Consider the following 17,569-nt stretch of genomic DNA (forward strand, 5'->3'; position numbering starts at 1 on the left):
GCTCTTACTTCGCTCCGTCCGCGTAGGCGCCGACCAGGCGCACCGCTCCACCGTCGACGCCCTTGGCGCCCTGTTCGAATTCACCGGCCGGACGCGGACCGAAGCCCACGGTCCCGACCTGCCACGAGGGCATGCCCTCGGCGTTCAGCGCCGCGATCGCGGCATCCTTCTTCTCCGCGGCGACCACGGCGAGGAAGCCGATGCCGAGGTTCCAGGTGCCCTCTGCCGACTCCAGCGTGGATCCCGCGATATCGCTGAGCACGCGGAAGACGGGGCTGGGCGACCAGCTGCTGCGGTCGACCTCCACCCAGCTGCCCTGCGGGAGCACACGGGCGAGGTTCGCCGCGATGCCGCCGCCGGTGACGTGGCTGAGAGAGTGGACTCCGCCGCCCAGCTGCTCGATCAGACGCAGAAGGGGAAGCGTGTAGAGGCGGGTCGGCTCGAGGAGCGCCTCGCCCCAGGTGGTGCCGAAGTCGGCGGCGTTGTCGCCGTACCCGATCCCCGCGCGGGTCACGATGTGGCGCACGAGGGAGTAGCCGTTGGAGTGCAGTCCGCTGGAGGCGACCGCGATCACCGCATCGCCGTCCTGCACGAGCTCGGCCCCGAGGATCCCATCGGCCTCGACCACACCGGTCGCCGCACCCGCCACGTCGTAGTCCCGGGGCCCGAGAAGCCCGGGGTGCTCCGCGGTCTCGCCGCCGACGAGTGCCGTGCCGGTGGCCGAGCACGCCTCGGCGATGCCCCGGACGATGTCGGCGATGCGCTCCGGGACGACCTTGCCGCACGCGATGTAGTCGGTCATGAAGAGCGGCCTCGCGCCCACCACGACGATGTCATCGACGACCATCCCGACCAGGTCCTGGCCGATCGTGTCGTGCTTGTCGATCGCCTGCGCGATCGCGACTTTCGTGCCGACGCCGTCGGTACTGGTCGCGAGCAGGGGGCGACGGAAATCGCGCAGCGCGCTGGCATCGAACAGTCCGGCGAATCCGCCGACACCGCCGAGAACTTCGGGGCCGTGCGTCGCGCGCACGGACGACTTCATCAGCTCGACGGCGAGATCACCTGCAGCGGTGTCGACGCCGGCTTCGGAATAGGGATTGGTGGGGGAGGCAGCCACGCCTCCAGCCTACCGCCCGCGAGGGGTTCGACTCTCCGCCCGGATCACTCTCGGATCCGGGCCCTCGACCCGCCTACGATGGGGCCATGGCCGACAAGCCGCAGTGGCTCATCCGCGAAGACGCGAGCGTTCCGGTGCTCGTCGCGCTCGCGTTGCGGCAGAGCCTCGGGATCCGCGAGCCGGAGGGCCTCCCGACGCTCCGTGAGCTCGCCGTCCGCGCACCGGATGCGGTCGACGCCTCCCCCGCGGTCGAGGCGCAATGGCGCGAGTACTGGGACATGACGGTCGAGCCGCGCGCGCACCCCTCCGACGTGCCGCTCGAGCTCATCGACGGGTTCGACACCCTGGTCGCGCTGCCGGCCTCGGGCGCCGAAGAGCTGACCGCCGCGATCGCTCCGCAGGCGGAGTCCGCACTCCGCTACGCGCGCGCCGCGCACGACCGATATGTGAGCTCGATGAAGAGCCATACCGGTGGCGATGCCTACCGCGCCTATGCGAGCGCGATCGCGGAGTTCGAGCGCGAGGTCGGGCGTCGGGCGCACTCGTTCGAGCTCAATGTGCAGGTGCTGCCGTTCTCGCAGCGCGGCATCTGGTGGATCGGAGCGCTCACCGTCGCGGTGACCGACGGCCTGCGGCGCGACGTCGTGGCGTTCGACGCCGCCATCCGTCCGGTGATCGCCGAGCTGGCGTAGCCTCAGTCGTCGACGACGGTCTCGTGGTCGACCCGCACGACGCGATCGTGTCGGCGGGCCACGCGCTCCAGGATGAGGGCGACGACTCCGCCCAGCGCGATGCCGATCGGCACCGTCCACAGCAGGAGGAAGCCGAAGACCTGTCCGGGCGGATAGACGACGTCGAGCGCCTGCGAAGGCTCGAAGCTGCCCGCCCAGGTGAGGATGCCGGCGGCGATGATGCCGACCACCACGCCGATGCCCATGAACACGCCGTACCGCGGCACGCGGCGCACGGTCGCTTCGACGGTCTGGTGGGAATCGGTGGGGGCCATGACTCCATTGTCCCACCGTCTACGGATGCCGGGAACCGGGGCTTCCGGCCCTCGGTCTCGGGTGCGCATCGGTCGGACGATTGCACGGATGCAGGAGCCGGCCGAGCGATTCCCTCCTGCATCCGTGCGATCCTCCGACATCCGTAAGCGACAGGAGACGGAGGGCGGCCCTCCCCGCGTGCGCCGTGGGGAGGGCCGCCCTGTCCTCGGGAGGGGATCAGACCTCGGTCGTCGTCTCGGCGGTCTCGTCCTTACGGTTGCGGCGGGCGATCAGCACACCGCCGGTCGCCGCGAGCACCACGACGACCAGGCCGCCGACGATCCACGGCCACACCGGTGCGCCTTCGGAGGTCGCGGGCTCGGTCACCGTCGTGACGGACGCCGCGGCCTCGGAGTCGACCTCCTCCTCCGGCGTGACACCGCAGTCGGCGTTCACCGGGATGACCGCGGTCACCGGATCCAGCGCCTCGCCCGCGGCGTAGGTGCCGAACGCGGCCGCTCCGGCCTCGGTGAGCGTCGTCGGGATCGCATCGAGGGTCAGCACACCGTCGACGATCGTCGCGTCACCGCGGGCGAACTCCGCGAGGCGGACGCCCTGCTGGTCGATGCTCTCGCCGCCCTGCGTGGTGCCGGTCACGTCGAAGACGAGGTAACCCTTGTCCCCGGCGAGCTCGATGCCGGCATTCGCGAGGGTCGTGTTCAGTGCGCCGTCGTGTCCCGTGAACGTGATGCTCCCCCCGAAGGAGATGAGACCGGTCAGGGCCTCGTCGTCGAACGATCCGGTGCCGTTCTGCCACACGAAGTCCGGGTACTGGTACGCCACGTCGGTCAGCGTCCAGCCACCCTTCGCGATGCCCTCGATGTACGTGCGGAACGATTCCTTGTAGCCCCACTTGAGCGTGGCGCCCTCCACCGTGCAGGATCCGAGCACGGTCGTGGCGCGGGTCAGCGTGAACGTCAGACCGCGGTCGACCGATCCCTGGAGGGTCAGGGTGTGCGCACCGTCCTCCAGGCCCGCGGGCACCGACCCCGACCAGGTCGCGACACCCGCGGAGTCGGCGGTCACGGTGTCGAGCAGCACGGGGCTCGAGTAGACGACGACCTTGATGCCCTCTTCGTTCGGCTGGAAGCCGGAGGCCGAGATGGTCGCCGGCTGCCCGGATTCGAGGGCAGCGAGGTTCTTCGCGTCGACGTCGATGCCGTCCGATGCCGGTGGGGCAGCGGGCAGGGTCGTCTTGGCCTTCACGGCAGCCGCAGCCACGGTGCCCGTCGTCCCGGATGGAGCAGCGGCCACCGAGCCGATCGTGAACGTGACCGGGTTGAGCGTGGTCGAGTACCCCGCCAGGACCCTGTCCCGTCCGGCGGCCGTCAGTGCGGCGGGGGCCGCGGTGTACGTCACGGCGCCGTCGACCGTGGTGCGTGCGGCACGGGAGAGGTCGAGGGTCGCGAACGGCACCTGCGCACCGCCGCTCGTCACGGAGAGAGTCGCCGCCGCCGCCGAAGTGATGCGGATCTGCGGGTTCGAGACGGTGACGTCGAGCACACCGTGGTGACCGGTGAACCGAACCGATCCGCGGTAGACGACGCCCCCCAGACCGGTCGCACGGTCGTAGTCGCCGCCGACCGACTGTCCGAACTGGAACTGACCGCCCGATCGGGTCGCCCCGTCGGAGACCGTGATCGATCCCTGCGCGATGTCACCCGTGACGTAGTTCACGAACGACGACGAGATGGCCCAGCGGAGCGACCCACCGGGGACGCTCGCCGGCGGGGTCGTCGGCTTCGTGGGCTTCGGGGGGACGACCGTCGCGAACAGGGCATCCCAGTGCGCGGGGGTGATCTCCACCGTCGAACGCGCGTAGATCGTGTCGGCCGTGGGCATGGAGTGCTGCTTCCACACGATCACCTCGTACGACTTCGTGCGATCGAGGTTCTTCGCTGCCGTCGTGAGGTCGACCGCGAACGCCCCGTACGTGATCTCCCTCACGTACGTCATCGCGAGGAATCCTCTGGAGGCGGTGACATCCGCCTCCGTGGCGGTCTCGATCAGAGCGGCGTACGCGCCGGGGATGTCGCCGAGGTTCGTGGCCGCGGCCGTGACGGTCAGCCCGTCCTTCGCGGTCGCCGAGGTCACCGAGGTCTCGAGAGCCGCGGCGTCGCCGTAGTTCAGTGCCACGCTGCGTTCCTGCGCGGCATTGGTGACCCCACCCGCGCCGTAGGTGAAGACGCCGTAGGAGCCCGGGGTGGCGGCGGCATCCTTCAGCGTCAGCGTCGCCTCGAAAGTGCCGTCGTCGGCGATGTCGACCCACTGCGCACGGATCGCACCCTGGTACTGCGACGGGACCTGGTTCAGTACACCCTCGGCGAGCGCCCACACCTGCGCCGCGACCGAGCGGTTCGCGGAGGAAGCGCCCTCCGACGGCTTCCAGTCCGCGGCGAAGTTGCCGAACACGACGTAGGTGCCCTGCGGAAGATCCTTCGGGATCGGCACCCCACGGCCGCCGACGTTGGCCGCCGGGTCGTAGCCCGAGCCCTTCACGACGATCTTGTCGCCGGCCGCGAGGGCGGCACTCCCGACCGGGGTGGTGCCGTCGGCAAGGAAGACCTCGAGCGACGGGGTGAACGTAGGGGCGGTGAGCGCATCCCACTCGGCGTCGCTGATCGTGGCCGCGTCGCGGGCGTACAGGGTGTCGGCGTTCGGCATCGTGTGCTGCTTCCACACGATCACCTCGTAGGACTTCGTGCGGTCGAGCGTGGAGGCAGCGGCTGCGAGGTCGACGGTGAACACGCCGCCGGAGATGCCGCGCACGTACTGCATCGCGAGGAATCCGCCGCCGGTGGTGACCTCCGCCTCGGTTCCCGCCTCGATCAGCGCGACGTAGGCACCCGTGATGGCGCCCAGCTTCGACGCCTTCGCCTCGATCGTGAGCCCCTCCTTCGCGCTCGCGTTCTTCACCGTGGCGGTGAGAGTGGCGGCCTCGGTGTAGTTCAGTGCGACGCTGCGCTCCTGATCGACGTTGACCACGCCTCCGGCCGCGTAGGTGTAGACGCCGTACGAGCCCGGAGTCGCGGACGCGTCTTTCAGCGTCAGGGTCGCCTGGAACGTGCCGTCGTCGGCGATGTCGACCCACTGCGCGCGGATCACACCCTGATACGGAGACGGCACCTGGTTCAGCACGTCCTCGGAGAGCGCCCAGACCTGCGTCCCCACGGAGCGTGTCGAGGACGCGGCACCGGTGGACGGCTGCCATGTCGAGGCGAAGTTGCCGAACACGACGTAGGTGCCCTGCGGAAGATCCTTCGGGATCGGCACCCCACGGCCGCCGACGTTGGCCGCCGGGTCGTAGCCCGAGCCCTTCACGACGATCTTGTCGCCGGCCGCGAGGGCGGCACTCCCCGCCGGAGTGGCGCCGTCGGCAAGGAACACCTCGATCGTCGCGTCGGTCGGCGGGGTCGTGCCCGGGTCCGTACCGGGGTCGGTCCCCGGGTCCGTACCAGGGTCGGTCCCCGGATCCGTTCCCGGGTCAGTCCCCGGATCCGTCCCGGGATCAGTCCCCGGATCCGTACCAGGGTCAGTCCCCGGATCGGTACCGGGATCCGTCCCGGGATCCGTCCCCGGATCCGTGCCCGGGTCGGTGGGCACGGGGCCGAACACGGCATCCCACTGCCCCGCGGAGATCGCGACCTCACCGCGTCCGTAAATCGTCGTCGCGTCCGGGTTCGAGTGCTTCTGCCACACGAGCACCTCGTAGGACTTCGTCCGATCGAGCGAGCCTGCCGGTGCCTCGAGCGTGAACGTGCTCGCCCCTCCGGCGACGACGGGCATCACGAACGCGGCGTATCCGCCCCCGCCGCTGAGCCCACCTTCCGTGCCGGTGACGATCAGGGCCGCGTAGGCGCCCGCGACATCGGGCAGCCCGTCGGCCTGCACCTGCACGCGCACCCCCGACGTGTCGGCGGAAGAGACCGATGCCGTGACCGCGGCGCCGGCGGCGTGCGCGGGCGGGACGATCACCGCACCGGCCGCGACGAGAAGGAAGGAGACGAAAGCGGCGAGCAGCACGCGTAGGCGAGTGCTCCCCGAGGATGCGGTGGCTATGGCGTTCACGATTCTCCACGGCTCCGGGCACGCAGAAGATCACGTGTGCCGACGGTGCCGCAATGCGGTCTGGCGACGGATGGGTTTTGGTTAGGCTTAGCTAAGTAAGCACTGATCCTGAGCGTAGAGGTGCCGATCGAGGCGCGTCAAGTTTTAGGATAGCCTTGCCTAATGCGCCGCGTCATCGCCGTCTTCTTCGTCGCCGCCCTCGCCGTCGGGCTCACCGCGTGCGCCGAGCCGGGAGCCACCGCCGCACCCCCTCTCGCCGTGGAGGACACGTGCCCGCAGGCATCCACGCCCCTCGCGTCCCTCGGCCTGATCGACGACGTGCGCGGACATGAAGGCCCCTCCACCGCGTGCCTCTCCAGCCACGCGATCGAGGCCGTCGATGATGACACCGCGCCGGACCTACCGGTGACGGTGACCGACAGCGAAGGCCGGGACGTCGAGATCACCGACGTCGACCGCATCCTGCCGATCGACATCTCGGGCACGATCGCGTCGACCGTGTTCGCTCTCGGTCTCGGCGATCAGGTCGTCGGGCGCGACGCGTCGACCGACTTCGTGGGCACGGAAGACCTTCCGGTCGTCACGAAGACAGGCCACACGCTCAATGCCGAGGCGATCCTCGAACTGTCCCCGACCGTCATCCTCACCGACACGACGATCGGCCCGAAGGAGGTGCGCCAGCAGTTGCGCGACGCGGGCATCGCGGTCGTGGTGATCTCCAGCGACCGGCGGCTCGACACCACCGACGAGCTGGTCACCGAGATCGCGGCAGCCCTCGGGGTCCCGAGCCGGGGCGAGGCGCTCATCGCGCTGCTCGATGCCGCGGTCGATGAGACGCTGGCCGAGATCTCCGAGGTGGTGCCCGCCGACGAAGCGGATCGCGCCCGCATACTCTTCCTCTACGTCCGCGGCAGCGCGAACGTGTACTACATCTTCGGCGAGGACTCCGGAGCCGACTCGCTGATCGACGCGGTGGGCGGAGTCGATGTCGCCGCCGAGATCGGATGGGAGGGCATGAAGCCCCTGACGGCCGAAGCCCTCGTCGCCGCGCAGCCCGACGTGCTGGTGATGATGACCGACGGGCTCGAATCCGTCGGTGGCATCGACGGGCTGATCGAGCGGATCCCCGCCGTGGCTCAGACACCCGCCGGAGCACACCGTCGCGTGATCGACATGGCCGACAGCGAGATCCTCAGCTTCGGTCCGCGCACCGCCGACGTGATCGGCGCCCTGGCCCGCGCCCTGTACGCCCCCGAGCCCGCGAAGTGACCGGCGAGGTCGTCACCCCGACTCCGACCAGGCATCGGGGCCTGCGCTTCACCCTGGTGACGGTCGGCCTGGTCGTCGCGCTCGCGATCACGTGCATCGTGTCGATCACGAGCGGGCAGTACGACCTGTCCCCCACCTCTCTGGTCGGGGTTCTGCTGCGCGGCATCGGGATCGACTCCGCGTGGGCTCCGGCGGCATCCACCGACTACGGCGTGATCTTCACCCTGCGGATGCCGCGCATCGTGCTCGGCCTGCTGGTCGGTGCCGCCCTCGCCGTCTCGGGTGTGCTCATGCAGGCGATCTTCGGCAACCCGCTCGCGGACGCCGGGGTGGTCGGGGTCTCCTCGGGCGCGGCGCTCGGTGCAGCCGCGAGCATCACCTTCGGGCTGGCGACGTTCGGGATGTGGACGACGCCCGCCTTCGCGTTCCTCGGGGGCCTGGTCGCGGTGTTCTCGGTGTACTTCATCAGCCGGTCCGGCGGACGCACCGAGGTCGTGACCCTCCTGCTCACCGGTATCGCGATCAATGCGATCGCCGGCGCGGGCATGGCGTTCTTCACGTTCCTCGGCACGACGTCGACCCGCGAGCAGATCGTGTTCTGGCAGCTCGGCTCGCTGAACGGCGCGCTGTGGTCGAACATCCAGCTCGTGGCACCGCTCGTCCTGATCGGCGTGGTCGTCGCCCTGATCGTGGCGCCCGGCCTGGACCTCTTCGCCCTCGGCGAGCGCACCGCACGACACCTCGGCGTGAACGTCGAGCTGCTGCGGGTGGTGGTCATCGTGACCGTCGCGCTGCTGGTGTGCGCGGCGGTCGCGTTCGCCGGGATCATCGGCTTCGCCGGGCTCGTGGTGCCGCACCTGATGCGCATGATGATCGGCCCCGCCCACCTCCCGCTCGTGGTCGCCTCGGCACTCGGCGGCGCGCTGCTCATCGCGGTCGCCGACCTGGTCGCCCGCACCGCGGTGCCGCTCGCGGATCTCCCCATCGGCATGATCACCTCGCTCGTGGGCGGGCCGTTCTTCCTGTGGCTGCTCGTGCGCACGCGCCGTCGCTCGGGAGGATGGGCGTGACCGTCCGGCTCCGCGGGGCGGGGCTCACGGTGCGCGTCGGCGAAGGGCGGACGATCCTCGATCATGCGTCCATCGACGTCCACAGCGGGGAGATCCACGCCCTCGTCGGACCGAACGGTGCGGGCAAGTCCACGCTGTTCGGAGTCCTCGCCGGAGACGTCACCGCGCACGCGGGCACGGTGGAGCTCGATGGCCGTCCCCTCGACCGGGTCGCACCGCGCATGCTCGCCCGGCAGCGTGCCGTGCTCCTGCAGGAGAACACCGTCACGTTCCCCTTCAGCGCAGAGCAGGTCGTGCGGATGGGCCGGACCCCCTGGGCGCGCACGCCCGCGGCCGAGGAAGACGACGATCTGGTGTCCTCCGCGATGGCGCAGACCGAGGTGACGACACTCCGTGCGCGCGCGGTGCCGTCGCTGTCGGGAGGTGAGCGCGCCCGGGTCGCCCTCGCCCGCGTGATCGCCCAGAGCACCGGCATCCTGTTGCTCGACGAGCCGACCGCGGCGCTCGACCTGAAGCACCACGAAGACGTCATGCGGCTGATCCGGACGCGTGCGGACGCCGGGATCGCGGTGGCCATCGTGCTGCACGATCTCAATGCCGCGCTCGCGCACGCCGACCGCGTGACGCTCCTCGCCGACGGGCGGGTCGCCGCGACCGGCACGGCGTCCGAGGTGCTGAGCGCCGAGCGGATCGAGCAGGTCTACGGCCAGGCCGTCGATGTGTTCCCCCACCCCGCGACCGGGGTTCCGCTGGTCGTCGCGCGGCGCTGATCCGGGCGCGGCTAGGGCCGCAACGGGAGGACGTCGCTCAGATCGGCGCGGGTCCCGGAGGCGTGGATGCGCCCGGCGGCCGCGGCCTCCGCCCATCGCTCGGTCCCGGTCGACACGGCGATCCAGGTCGCGGCATCCATCTCGACGACGTTGGGCGGCGTGCCCCGGGTGTGACGGGGTCCTTGGATGACCTGCACCGCACCGAACGGAGGCACCCGCACCTCGACGCTGTTGCCCGGCGCCTTCTCGTCCAGCAGCTGCAGCAGGTAGCGCACGGCGGTGGCGAGGTCGGAGCGCTGCGGCTTCGCCCCCGAGGCATCGGCGGCACGGACGGCATCGAGCGCGACGCGTCCGTCCGTGATGTCGATCTTCCTGGCCATCTCTCCAGACTACGTCCGACGTCGCGCGACGAGTCCTAAGCTCGAACGCATGAGCATGCATCCCCAGGGCGCCCGCGCCGAGCTGCTCGCGGCTGTCGCCGACCATTCCTGGGGCGTGCGCATCCCGCAGCTCGCCGATCCGCAGAGCGCTCATGACGCGGCCGTGCTCATCCTGTTCGGCGTGCTCGACCGCATCCCCGCCCCCACGGCCGGACCCGCCGTCGCCCGCGACCTCGACATGCTTCTGCAGCGCCGCGCACCCACCCTCTCCTCCCACCCCGGTCAGGTCTCCTTCCCGGGCGGCCGTGTCGAGCCGGATGACGCCGATGCCGTGGCCACAGCCCTGCGCGAAGCCGAGGAGGAGACCGGGCTCGATCCGGACGGAGTGGAGATCCTGGCCACGCTCCCCGTGATTCCGCTCGCCGCCAGCAACCACCTGGTGACCCCGGTGCTGGCCTGGTGGCAGTCGCCGTCGCGGGTCGTGGCCGTCGACCACGCCGAGACCGTCGAGGTGTTCCGCGTCCCTGTCGCCCAGCTCCTCGACCCGGCCACCCGGTTCACCTCGACCCTCACACGGATGGGCCACACCTTCCGCAGCCCCGCCTTCGACGTCGACGGCACGATCGTGTGGGGCTTCACCGCGATGGTGCTCGATGCCCTGTTCGACGCCGCCGGCTGGACCGTGCCCTGGGATGCCTCCGTGGAACGGACCGTCGACCTCTGAGCCCGGTCGACCCCGGAGCCCGGTCGTTCTCGGAGTCTGGAGTCCCTTCGACCTCGGTCACAACTCCTCAAGAATGTTGGGCGCACGACCGACACACCGCGGGTATGCACCGATTCGGCGGGCTTCTGCGGAGTTGTGAACACCGAACACCCGAACACCGACCACCGACCACCTGAAACCCGGACCGTGAGCCTCGGTAGTCTGGACGGGTGAAGATTCTCGTCCTCGGTTCCGGTGCCCGTGAGCACGCGATCATCCTCGCCCTGCGGGCAGAGCAGACGGAGCACGAGATCTTCGTCGCTCCGGGCAATGCGGGCATCGCGCAGGATGCGACCCCCGTCACGGTCGATCCCCTCGACGGCGCCGCGGTGACGGCCTTCGCGCATGAGCACGCCATCGACCTGGTCGTCGTCGGCCCCGAGGCCCCGCTGGTCGCCGGTGTCGCGGATGCGCTGCGGGTGCGTGGCATCCCGGTGTTCGGCCCGGGCAAGGCCGCCGCTCAGCTGGAGGGCTCGAAGTCCTTCGCCAAGCGGGTCATGGACGCGGCGGGCGTGCCGACCGGTCGTGCAGTCCGTGCATCCACCACGACCGAGGTCGAGTCCGCATTCGACGAGCTCGGCGCACCGTACGTGGTCAAGGCCGATGGCCTCGCCGCGGGCAAGGGTGTCATCGTGACGTCCGAGCGTGCCGACGCCCTCGTGCACGCCGAGCAGTACCTTCCTGCCGGGCCCGTCCTCATCGAGGAGTTCCTCTCCGGCCCCGAGGTCTCGCTGTTCTTCCTCAGCGACGGCGACACGGTGCGCGCGCTCAGCCCCGCTCAGGACTTCAAGCGCGCACTCGACGGTGACGCCGGACCCAACACCGGTGGCATGGGCGCGTATTCGCCGCTGCCGTGGCTCGCCGAGCAGTTCGGCAGCGAGCGGGCTTTCGTCGAAGAGGTCACCCGTGACGTGGCTCTCCCCGTGGTGCGGCAGCTCGACGCCGAGGGCACCCCGTTCATCGGGCTGCTCTATGCGGGGCTGATCCTCACCCAGGCCGGTGTGCGCGTGATCGAGTTCAACGCCCGCTTCGGCGACCCCGAGACGCAGATCGTGCTGCCCCGACTGGTGACCCCGTTGTCGGACCTGCTGTTCGCCGCTGCCTCCGGCACGCTCGAAGATCAGCCCGAGCCCGAATTCAGCGACGACGTGGCGATCACCGTCGTGCTCGCCAGCGAAGGCTACCCCGAGGCGCCGCAGACCGGTCGCCCGATCGAGGGCCTCGCGGACGCTGCGTCGGTCGAGGGTGTGCGACTCGTGCATGCGGCGACCGCGAGCCCCGATGCACCGGGAGGATCGCTCATCGCGACGGGCGGCCGCGTGCTGAACGTCGTGGCCGTCGCCTCCGACTTCCGCACGGCGCGCGACCGCGCGTACGAGGCGATCTCCCGCATCTCCCTCGAGGGCTCGCACCACCGCACGGACATCGCCGCCCGCGTCGCGGAGTAGTCCTGCTCCGCCTCCGGACCGCAGACGCTCGCGGTGAGGCTAGCTCGAGGTGAGGCTGGTGCCCGAGATGTCGATCCAGTACCGCCGTACGCGGGGCTCCCCGGGCTCGGGGGCGTCGATCACGTCTTCGAGCTCGCCACCTGCACCCTCGATCGTCCGGATCGACCCCACGTTGTCGTCATCGCAGGTGAGCATGACCCGCTCGTAGCCCTCGGCCTTCGCCAGGCGCAGCATCAGGCGGAGCGCCTCGCGCACGATCCCCTCCCGGCGTCGGGAGGGGATCACCGAGTATCCGATGTGGCCGCCGAAGCGACGAAGCCACTCGTTGAGCTCGCGGCGGAACGCGATGAACCCGACGACCTCGTCACCCTCGGTGATCCAGAAGTGGTCGCACGGAACCCGACCCTCCGGCAGCGCGGCTCCGGGGGTTGCGAACAGCGCCGCCATCTCGACGAAGGCCTCGCACGCGGCACGGTCGGGCACCAGCCCCTTCTCGATACCGGCACCGTCGACGTGTCCGCCCTGGAACTCGGCCACCGCGGCGGCCCAGGACTCGAACAGGTCGGTGGTCGGTCGGGAGAGCGCGATCGTCATCGCCTCAGCACACCAGACGGTGGTCGCCGGTGCAACTCGCTCCGGGCTTTCGAATCCCGCAAACGGCCCGATCCGAGCCACGGATGCGACGATTCGCGCGATTCGAAAGCCGCGGCCGGACTCAGGGAGCCGTGGTCTTGTCGTAGCGGCCGAGGAACAGCGAGGCGATGAGGGCGATCCCCATGACGCACGCCGGCAGCAGGATCGACTGCGCCATACCGGCGGCGAACCCGTCGGCAACCTGCGGCGGAAGCGTCCCGCCCGTCGAGATGCCGGAGGGCGCATCGGCGAGACCCGGGAGGTTCGCCTCCAGGCGCGACTGCATGAACGCCGCGATGGATGCCGAGCCGATGACCGATCCGATCGTCCTGGTCGTGTTGTAGATGCCCGCACCCGCACCGGCCTGGCGCGGAGGGAGCTTGCGCGTCGCCGTGGTGGCGAGCGGGCCCCACATGCCCGCATTGCCGATGCCCATCAGGGCGGACGGCAGCAGGAACATCCAGATCGGGGTGTCCATGTTGATCAGGGCCGAGTACCAGACCAGCGCGCCGGCCACGCAGAGCAACCCCGGGATGAGGATGATGCGCGGATCGACCCGGTCGAGCAGCTTGCCCGCGGCCGGAGCGAGCACACCCGAGAGCACGGCCATCGGGATCAGGAGCAGCGCCGCTTCGGTGGGCGTGAGCCCGCGCGCCGTCTGCAGGAAGAACATCATCGGCAGCGACATGCTCGTCACCGTGAAGCCGACCGCGGCGATCGCCACGTTCGCCCCCGAGAAGTTGCGGTCGCGGAACAGCTCGAGCGGGACCAGCGGCTCACTCCGGGTCTTGGCCTGCTGCAGGATGAAGAGGCCGAGGACCACCAGCCCGGCGATGATCAGGCTCCACACCGAGATGGGGCCCCAGATGACGCCCCAGTCGTACTTCTCGCCCTCCTGGAGCCCGAACACGAGGAGGAAGAGGGCCACGGCGCTCAGCACCACGCCCACGATGTCGAAGCGGTGCGGGTGCGTCGCGAGCTTCGGGACCAGGCGCCAGGCGAGCACGAACGCGACGATGCCGACCGGGATGTTCACGAAGAAGATCCACTCCCAACCGAAGCCGTCGACCAGCAGGCCTCCGACGAGCGGGCCGACCAGGGTGGCGACACCGGCGGTCGCGCCCCACAATCCCATCGCGGCACCGCGGCGCTCCGGCGGGAACGTCCGGGTGATCACGGCCATCGTCTGCGGGGTCATGAACGCCGCCCCGAGACCCTGCACCGCGCGGGCGACGATGAGCCCCTCGAGTGTGGTGGAGAGTCCGCACCAGAGCGAGGCGAGCGTGAAGATCGCGAGACCGATCAGGTAGATGTTCTTCGGGCCGAAGCGGTCGCCGAGGCGTCCGGTGATCAGCAGCGGCACGGCGTAGGCGAGCAGGTAGGCGCTCGTGACCCACACCACGTTGTCGAGGTTGTTCGTGTTCGGGTCGAGCGCCGCCTTGATGGCCGGGTTCGCGACCGACACGATCGTGGTGTCGACCAGGATCATGAAGAAGCCGATGACGAGCGCCCAGAGCGCGGGCCAGGGACTCGTGGGCTTGTGCCCGAGGGAGTAGGTGCCGGTCGACGGGCCGGAGGACGAGGGCTCGGACACCGGTGGGCGGTCTCCGGCACGAGGAGTATCAGTCATTGCTGTGCAGCCTTTCGCTGAGCGCGGTAGCGGTCTGAGTTCTGGAATGCCGTGGGACCCCACGGCAGGGCGTCGGCCTCGAGGCGTTCGAGGAGGGAGTCGAGCCAGCGGAGCTCCGCCGCCAGCAGCGCTTCCTGACGCTCGATCTCGACGAGGACCTGTTCGGGAACCGCGTGATTCCTGGCCTGCGCCAGGCCGTCGCGATGTCGGATGTGGTCGTCGACCAGGGCGACCCGGTGCGCGCCCAGAAGCTCGATGACGTCCGGACGCTCGAGGTTGTGCGCCTCGGCGAGCGCGATCCGGAACTCGGCGGGGTGGTCGATGCGGGGCAGCTCGCGCTGCACCCACGTGACGACCGCTTCGCGTCCGGCATCCGTCAGGGAGTAGGTCGTGCGCTCCGGACGGTTGCCCTCGCGGTCGATGCCGAGTTCATCGATCAACCCTGCACGATGCAGCCGGGAGACCGTGTGGTACAGCGTCCCGTTCGTGATCGTGAGGAGCCGGTCGTCGTGGCGGGCCCGCATGAGACGCACCATCTCGTAGGGGTGCATGTCGCCCTCGCGCAGCAGCGCGAGCACCATCACCCCCATCGGGGTGAGGCGATCGACGGCATCCTTCTTCATGCGCCCCCTCAAATAGTCCATGTGGACTATACGCCCATTTCAACCGCCCGCACACACCCCGTCCTGTCGCCGACACCCGGCCCTGTCGCCGAGACCCCGTCCTGGCGCCGACACCCGGCCCTGTCGCCGAGACCCCGTCCTGGCGCCGACACCCCGTCGCAGTTACGGCGGTACGGCGGGGTCTCGGCGCCGAACGGGGGTCTCGGTGGGACCCGCCCGAGGGAACCGGGATAATGAGCGGGTGAGCACTCCTTCAGAAGGCACGGCACAGAGCATCCCCGGCTGGCGGCACATCTACTCGGGCAAGGTCCGCGACCTGTACGCCTCGGAAGACCCGGCGGACACCCGCATCCTCGTCGTCGCCTCCGACCGCGTGAGCGCCTTCGACTTCGTGCTCTCTCCCGGCATCACCGACAAGGGTGCCCTGCTGACACGTCTGAGCCGCTGGTGGTTCGCCCAGCTCTCCGACTTCCCCAACCACATCGCCGCGGGTGAGCTGCCCGAGGCCGTCGCCGATCGCGCCATGCTCGCACAGTCGCTCGAGATGCTGCCGATCGAGTGCGTCGTGCGCGGATACATCACGGGGTCGGGCTGGGCCGAGTACCAGGAGAGCGGCACCGTGTGCGGCATCCCGCTGCCCGCGGGCCTGCAGAACGGCGACCGGCTGCCGGAGCCCCTGTTCACCCCCGCCTACAAGGCGCCGATGGGCGAGCACGACGAGAACATCACGTTCGACCGAGCCGTCGAGCTGGTCGGCGCCGACCGTGCGGCCGAACTGCGCGACACCTCCCTCGCGATCTACACGGCTGCGGCCGCCATCGCCGAGGAGAAGGGCCTGATCCTCGCCGACACCAAGTTCGAGTTCGGGACGGATGCCGACGGCACTCTGCGCCTGGCCGACGAGGTGCTCACGAGCGATTCGTCGCGGTACTGGGACGCCGAGGCCTGGCGCACCGGCAGCATCCCGAGCGCACGGATGGCGAGCTTCGACAAGCAGATCGTGCGCGACTGGCTGGCGGCGAACTGGGACCAGCAGGGCGAGCCGCCGCTGCTTCCGGACGATGTGGTCGCACGCACCGCCGACCGCTACCGCGAGCTGATCGAGCGTCTCGGAGCCTGACCCGTCCCGCTGTGCGCGGTTCGCACGCCCGCGTGTGCGGCTCGGATGCATGACGATCCGACGGATGCATGACGATCGGCCGCGAGCCGCTCCTGCTTCCGTCGTGCACACCTGCATCTGAACCTGCACGCTGACCGGCGGAGAGGGGCGTCCGCACTCAGGGAACCCTCAGGGATCGATAGTGTTGCTCCAGCACTCCTGCCATCCCCCGAACCTCTGAGGAGCCCGCATGGCCCTGTGGAAGCTGCACGGAAACGGCCGCACGGTCGAACCCGACGCCGTCGTCCGTCCCGATGAGCGCCTGACCTGGCCGGCGACGATCGCGATCGGACTCCAGCATGTCGTCGCGATGTTCGGCGCCACGTTCCTGGTGCCGATCATCACCGGCTTCCCGGTCGCCACCACCCTGCTGTTCAGCGGTGTCGGCACGATCCTGTTCCTGCTGATCACCCGCAACAAGCTGCCCAGCTACCTCGGCTCTTCCTTCGCCTTCATCGCACCGGTCACGGCCGCGACCGCCTCCGCGAACATGGGCACCGCCCTGGCCGGCATCGTGGCGGTCGGCGTACTCCTGGCGATCATCGGCGTCGTTGTGCACACGGTCGGCGTGAAGTGGGTCGATCGCTTCTTGCCGCCGGTCCTGGCGGGGACCATCGTCGCCCTCATCGGATTCAACCTCGCCGGCGCAGCGCACAACAACTACGCCGCAGCGCCCGTGACCGCGACCTTCACCCTCGCGATCACGATCCTCTTCGCCGTCGTCTTCCGCGGTTTCCTCGGACGCATCTCGATCTTCCTCGGCGTGATCGCGGGCTACATCTTCGCGGGTTTCCGCGGGGAACTGGACTTCACAGCCGTCGAGAAGGCGGACTGGATCGGGCTGCCCACCTTCACCTTCCCGAACTTCACCGAGCCCGGCACGCTGACGGCGTTGGCGATGTTCCTCCCCGTCGTCCTGGTGCTGATCGCGGAGAACGTCGGCCACGTGCGCGGCGTCGCGACCATGACCGGTGATGCGAGCGTGAACCAGCAGACCGGCAAGGCCCTGATCGCCGATGGTGTCTCGACCACCCTGGCCGGCTTCTTCGGCGGATCGGGAACCACGACCTACGGGGAGAACATCGGTGTGATGGCTTCCACCCGCGTCTACTCCACCGCTGCGTACTGGGTGGCCGGAGCCGCCGCGATCCTGCTCAGCCTCTCGCCCAAGTTCGGTGAGGTCATCAACTCCGTGCCCGCCGGAGTGCTCGGTGGCGTGACCACCGCACTGTACGGCCTCATCGGGGTGATCGGCATCAAGATCTGGGTCGACAACCGCGTCGACTTCTCCCGGCCCGTCAACCAGTACACGGCCGCCGTCGCGCTGATCATGGCCGTCGGCGGATTCATGATCAAGGACGAGGCCTCCGGGTTCGAACTCGGCGGAATCGTCATCGCCACGGTCGCGGCGATCCTGATCTACCACCTGGGGAACCTGATCGCCCGCCTGCGCAAGACCGGTGCCGACGACCCCCGTCCGCTCGCAGCCGTCGGCCCGCTCGGCGGCGACCCCGAGTAACCGGCTTCTCCCGCCGGCTCTCCCGCCGGTTCGTCCGCCGTCGCGGTTCACAACTCCGCAGAAGTAGCCCG

Annotated in this window: 15 protein-coding genes; 8 read left to right on the forward strand and 7 right to left on the reverse strand. The window is 69.9% G+C overall.

What is annotated here, in order from left to right:
- Positions 1-4: 4 nt before the first annotated feature.
- Positions 5-1,120 carry a phosphoribosylformylglycinamidine cyclo-ligase gene (purM, locus tag LVJ59_RS09030; RefSeq protein ID WP_232762748.1) on the reverse strand — a complete coding sequence of 372 codons (1,116 nt, stop codon included), beginning with the start codon at positions 1,118-1,120 and terminating at the stop codon, positions 5-7.
- A gap of 86 nt (positions 1,121-1,206) precedes the next feature.
- On the opposite strand from purM, the gene LVJ59_RS09035 reads away from it, so the two are divergent.
- Positions 1,207-1,812, forward strand: a complete 606-nt coding sequence (locus tag LVJ59_RS09035; RefSeq protein ID WP_131492084.1) for a zinc-binding alcohol dehydrogenase — start codon at positions 1,207-1,209, stop codon at positions 1,810-1,812.
- A 2-nt stretch (positions 1,813-1,814) separates the two neighbouring features.
- Here LVJ59_RS09035 and LVJ59_RS09040 read toward each other — a convergent pair whose 3' ends face one another.
- Together LVJ59_RS09040 and LVJ59_RS18080 are read right to left on the reverse strand one after the other, a co-directional pair.
- Positions 1,815-2,126: a hypothetical protein gene (locus LVJ59_RS09040; RefSeq protein WP_047522953.1), complete on the reverse strand. Its 312-nt coding sequence runs from the start codon at positions 2,124-2,126 to the stop codon at positions 1,815-1,817.
- 217 nt (positions 2,127-2,343) lie between these two features.
- Complete coding sequence (locus tag LVJ59_RS18080; protein ID WP_232762749.1) at positions 2,344-6,234, reverse strand: HtaA domain-containing protein; 3,891 nt, start codon at positions 6,232-6,234, stop codon at positions 2,344-2,346.
- A gap of 162 nt (positions 6,235-6,396) precedes the next feature.
- On the opposite strand from LVJ59_RS18080, the gene LVJ59_RS09050 reads away from it, so the two are divergent.
- From LVJ59_RS09050 to LVJ59_RS09060, 3 genes are read left to right on the forward strand one after another with little or no spacing between them, the layout of a single operon-like run.
- Positions 6,397-7,503, forward strand: coding sequence for a hemin ABC transporter substrate-binding protein (locus tag LVJ59_RS09050; protein WP_232762750.1), 1,107 nt, complete (start codon positions 6,397-6,399; stop codon positions 7,501-7,503).
- Positions 7,500-8,573 (forward strand): iron ABC transporter permease, encoded by a 1,074-nt coding sequence (locus LVJ59_RS09055; protein WP_047522226.1) that lies wholly within the window; start codon positions 7,500-7,502, stop codon positions 8,571-8,573. The genes LVJ59_RS09050 and LVJ59_RS09055 overlap by 4 nt, the downstream gene beginning before the upstream one ends.
- A complete protein-coding gene (locus LVJ59_RS09060; RefSeq protein WP_374199059.1) occupies positions 8,570-9,343 on the forward strand; it encodes a heme ABC transporter ATP-binding protein in 774 nt (257 codons plus the stop codon). The genes LVJ59_RS09055 and LVJ59_RS09060 overlap by 4 nt, the downstream gene beginning before the upstream one ends.
- Before the next feature lie 11 nt (positions 9,344-9,354).
- Here LVJ59_RS09060 and LVJ59_RS09065 read toward each other — a convergent pair whose 3' ends face one another.
- Positions 9,355-9,723, reverse strand: coding sequence for a sterol carrier family protein (locus LVJ59_RS09065; protein WP_131492073.1), 369 nt, complete (start codon positions 9,721-9,723; stop codon positions 9,355-9,357).
- 49 nt (positions 9,724-9,772) lie between these two features.
- Between LVJ59_RS09065 and LVJ59_RS09070 the strand changes: the two genes are divergently transcribed.
- Together LVJ59_RS09070 and purD are read left to right on the forward strand one after the other, a co-directional pair.
- Positions 9,773-10,447 (forward strand): CoA pyrophosphatase, encoded by a 675-nt coding sequence (locus LVJ59_RS09070; protein ID WP_232762752.1) that lies wholly within the window; start codon positions 9,773-9,775, stop codon positions 10,445-10,447.
- 209 nt (positions 10,448-10,656) lie between these two features.
- Positions 10,657-11,934, forward strand: coding sequence for a phosphoribosylamine--glycine ligase (gene purD, locus LVJ59_RS09075; RefSeq protein ID WP_232762753.1), 1,278 nt, complete (start codon positions 10,657-10,659; stop codon positions 11,932-11,934).
- 39 nt (positions 11,935-11,973) lie between these two features.
- Here purD and LVJ59_RS09080 read toward each other — a convergent pair whose 3' ends face one another.
- The 3 genes from LVJ59_RS09080 to LVJ59_RS09090 form a co-directional block, all read right to left on the reverse strand.
- Positions 11,974-12,528 (reverse strand): GNAT family N-acetyltransferase, encoded by a 555-nt coding sequence (locus tag LVJ59_RS09080; protein ID WP_232762754.1) that lies wholly within the window; start codon positions 12,526-12,528, stop codon positions 11,974-11,976.
- A 121-nt stretch (positions 12,529-12,649) separates the two neighbouring features.
- Positions 12,650-14,197 carry an MFS transporter gene (locus LVJ59_RS09085; RefSeq protein WP_269816598.1) on the reverse strand — a complete coding sequence of 516 codons (1,548 nt, stop codon included), beginning with the start codon at positions 14,195-14,197 and terminating at the stop codon, positions 12,650-12,652.
- Entirely contained in the window at positions 14,194-14,820 is a 627-nt protein-coding gene (locus tag LVJ59_RS09090; protein ID WP_232762755.1) for a PadR family transcriptional regulator, read from the reverse strand. The genes LVJ59_RS09085 and LVJ59_RS09090 overlap by 4 nt, the downstream gene beginning before the upstream one ends.
- A 241-nt stretch (positions 14,821-15,061) precedes the next feature.
- Between LVJ59_RS09090 and LVJ59_RS09095 the strand changes: the two genes are divergently transcribed.
- Both LVJ59_RS09095 and LVJ59_RS09100 read left to right on the forward strand, forming a co-directional pair.
- Positions 15,062-15,940: a phosphoribosylaminoimidazolesuccinocarboxamide synthase gene (locus LVJ59_RS09095; RefSeq protein WP_232762756.1), complete on the forward strand. Its 879-nt coding sequence runs from the start codon at positions 15,062-15,064 to the stop codon at positions 15,938-15,940.
- Positions 15,941-16,169: 229 nt separating this feature from the next.
- A complete protein-coding gene (locus LVJ59_RS09100) occupies positions 16,170-17,498 on the forward strand; it encodes a uracil-xanthine permease family protein (RefSeq protein ID WP_232762757.1) in 1,329 nt (442 codons plus the stop codon).
- The last annotated feature ends 71 nt before the right edge of the window (positions 17,499-17,569 follow it).

The sequence above is a fragment of the Microbacterium sp. KKR3/1 genome, from assembly GCF_021272365.1.
Classification (GTDB): Bacteria; Actinomycetota; Actinomycetes; order Actinomycetales; family Microbacteriaceae; genus Microbacterium; species Microbacterium aurugineum.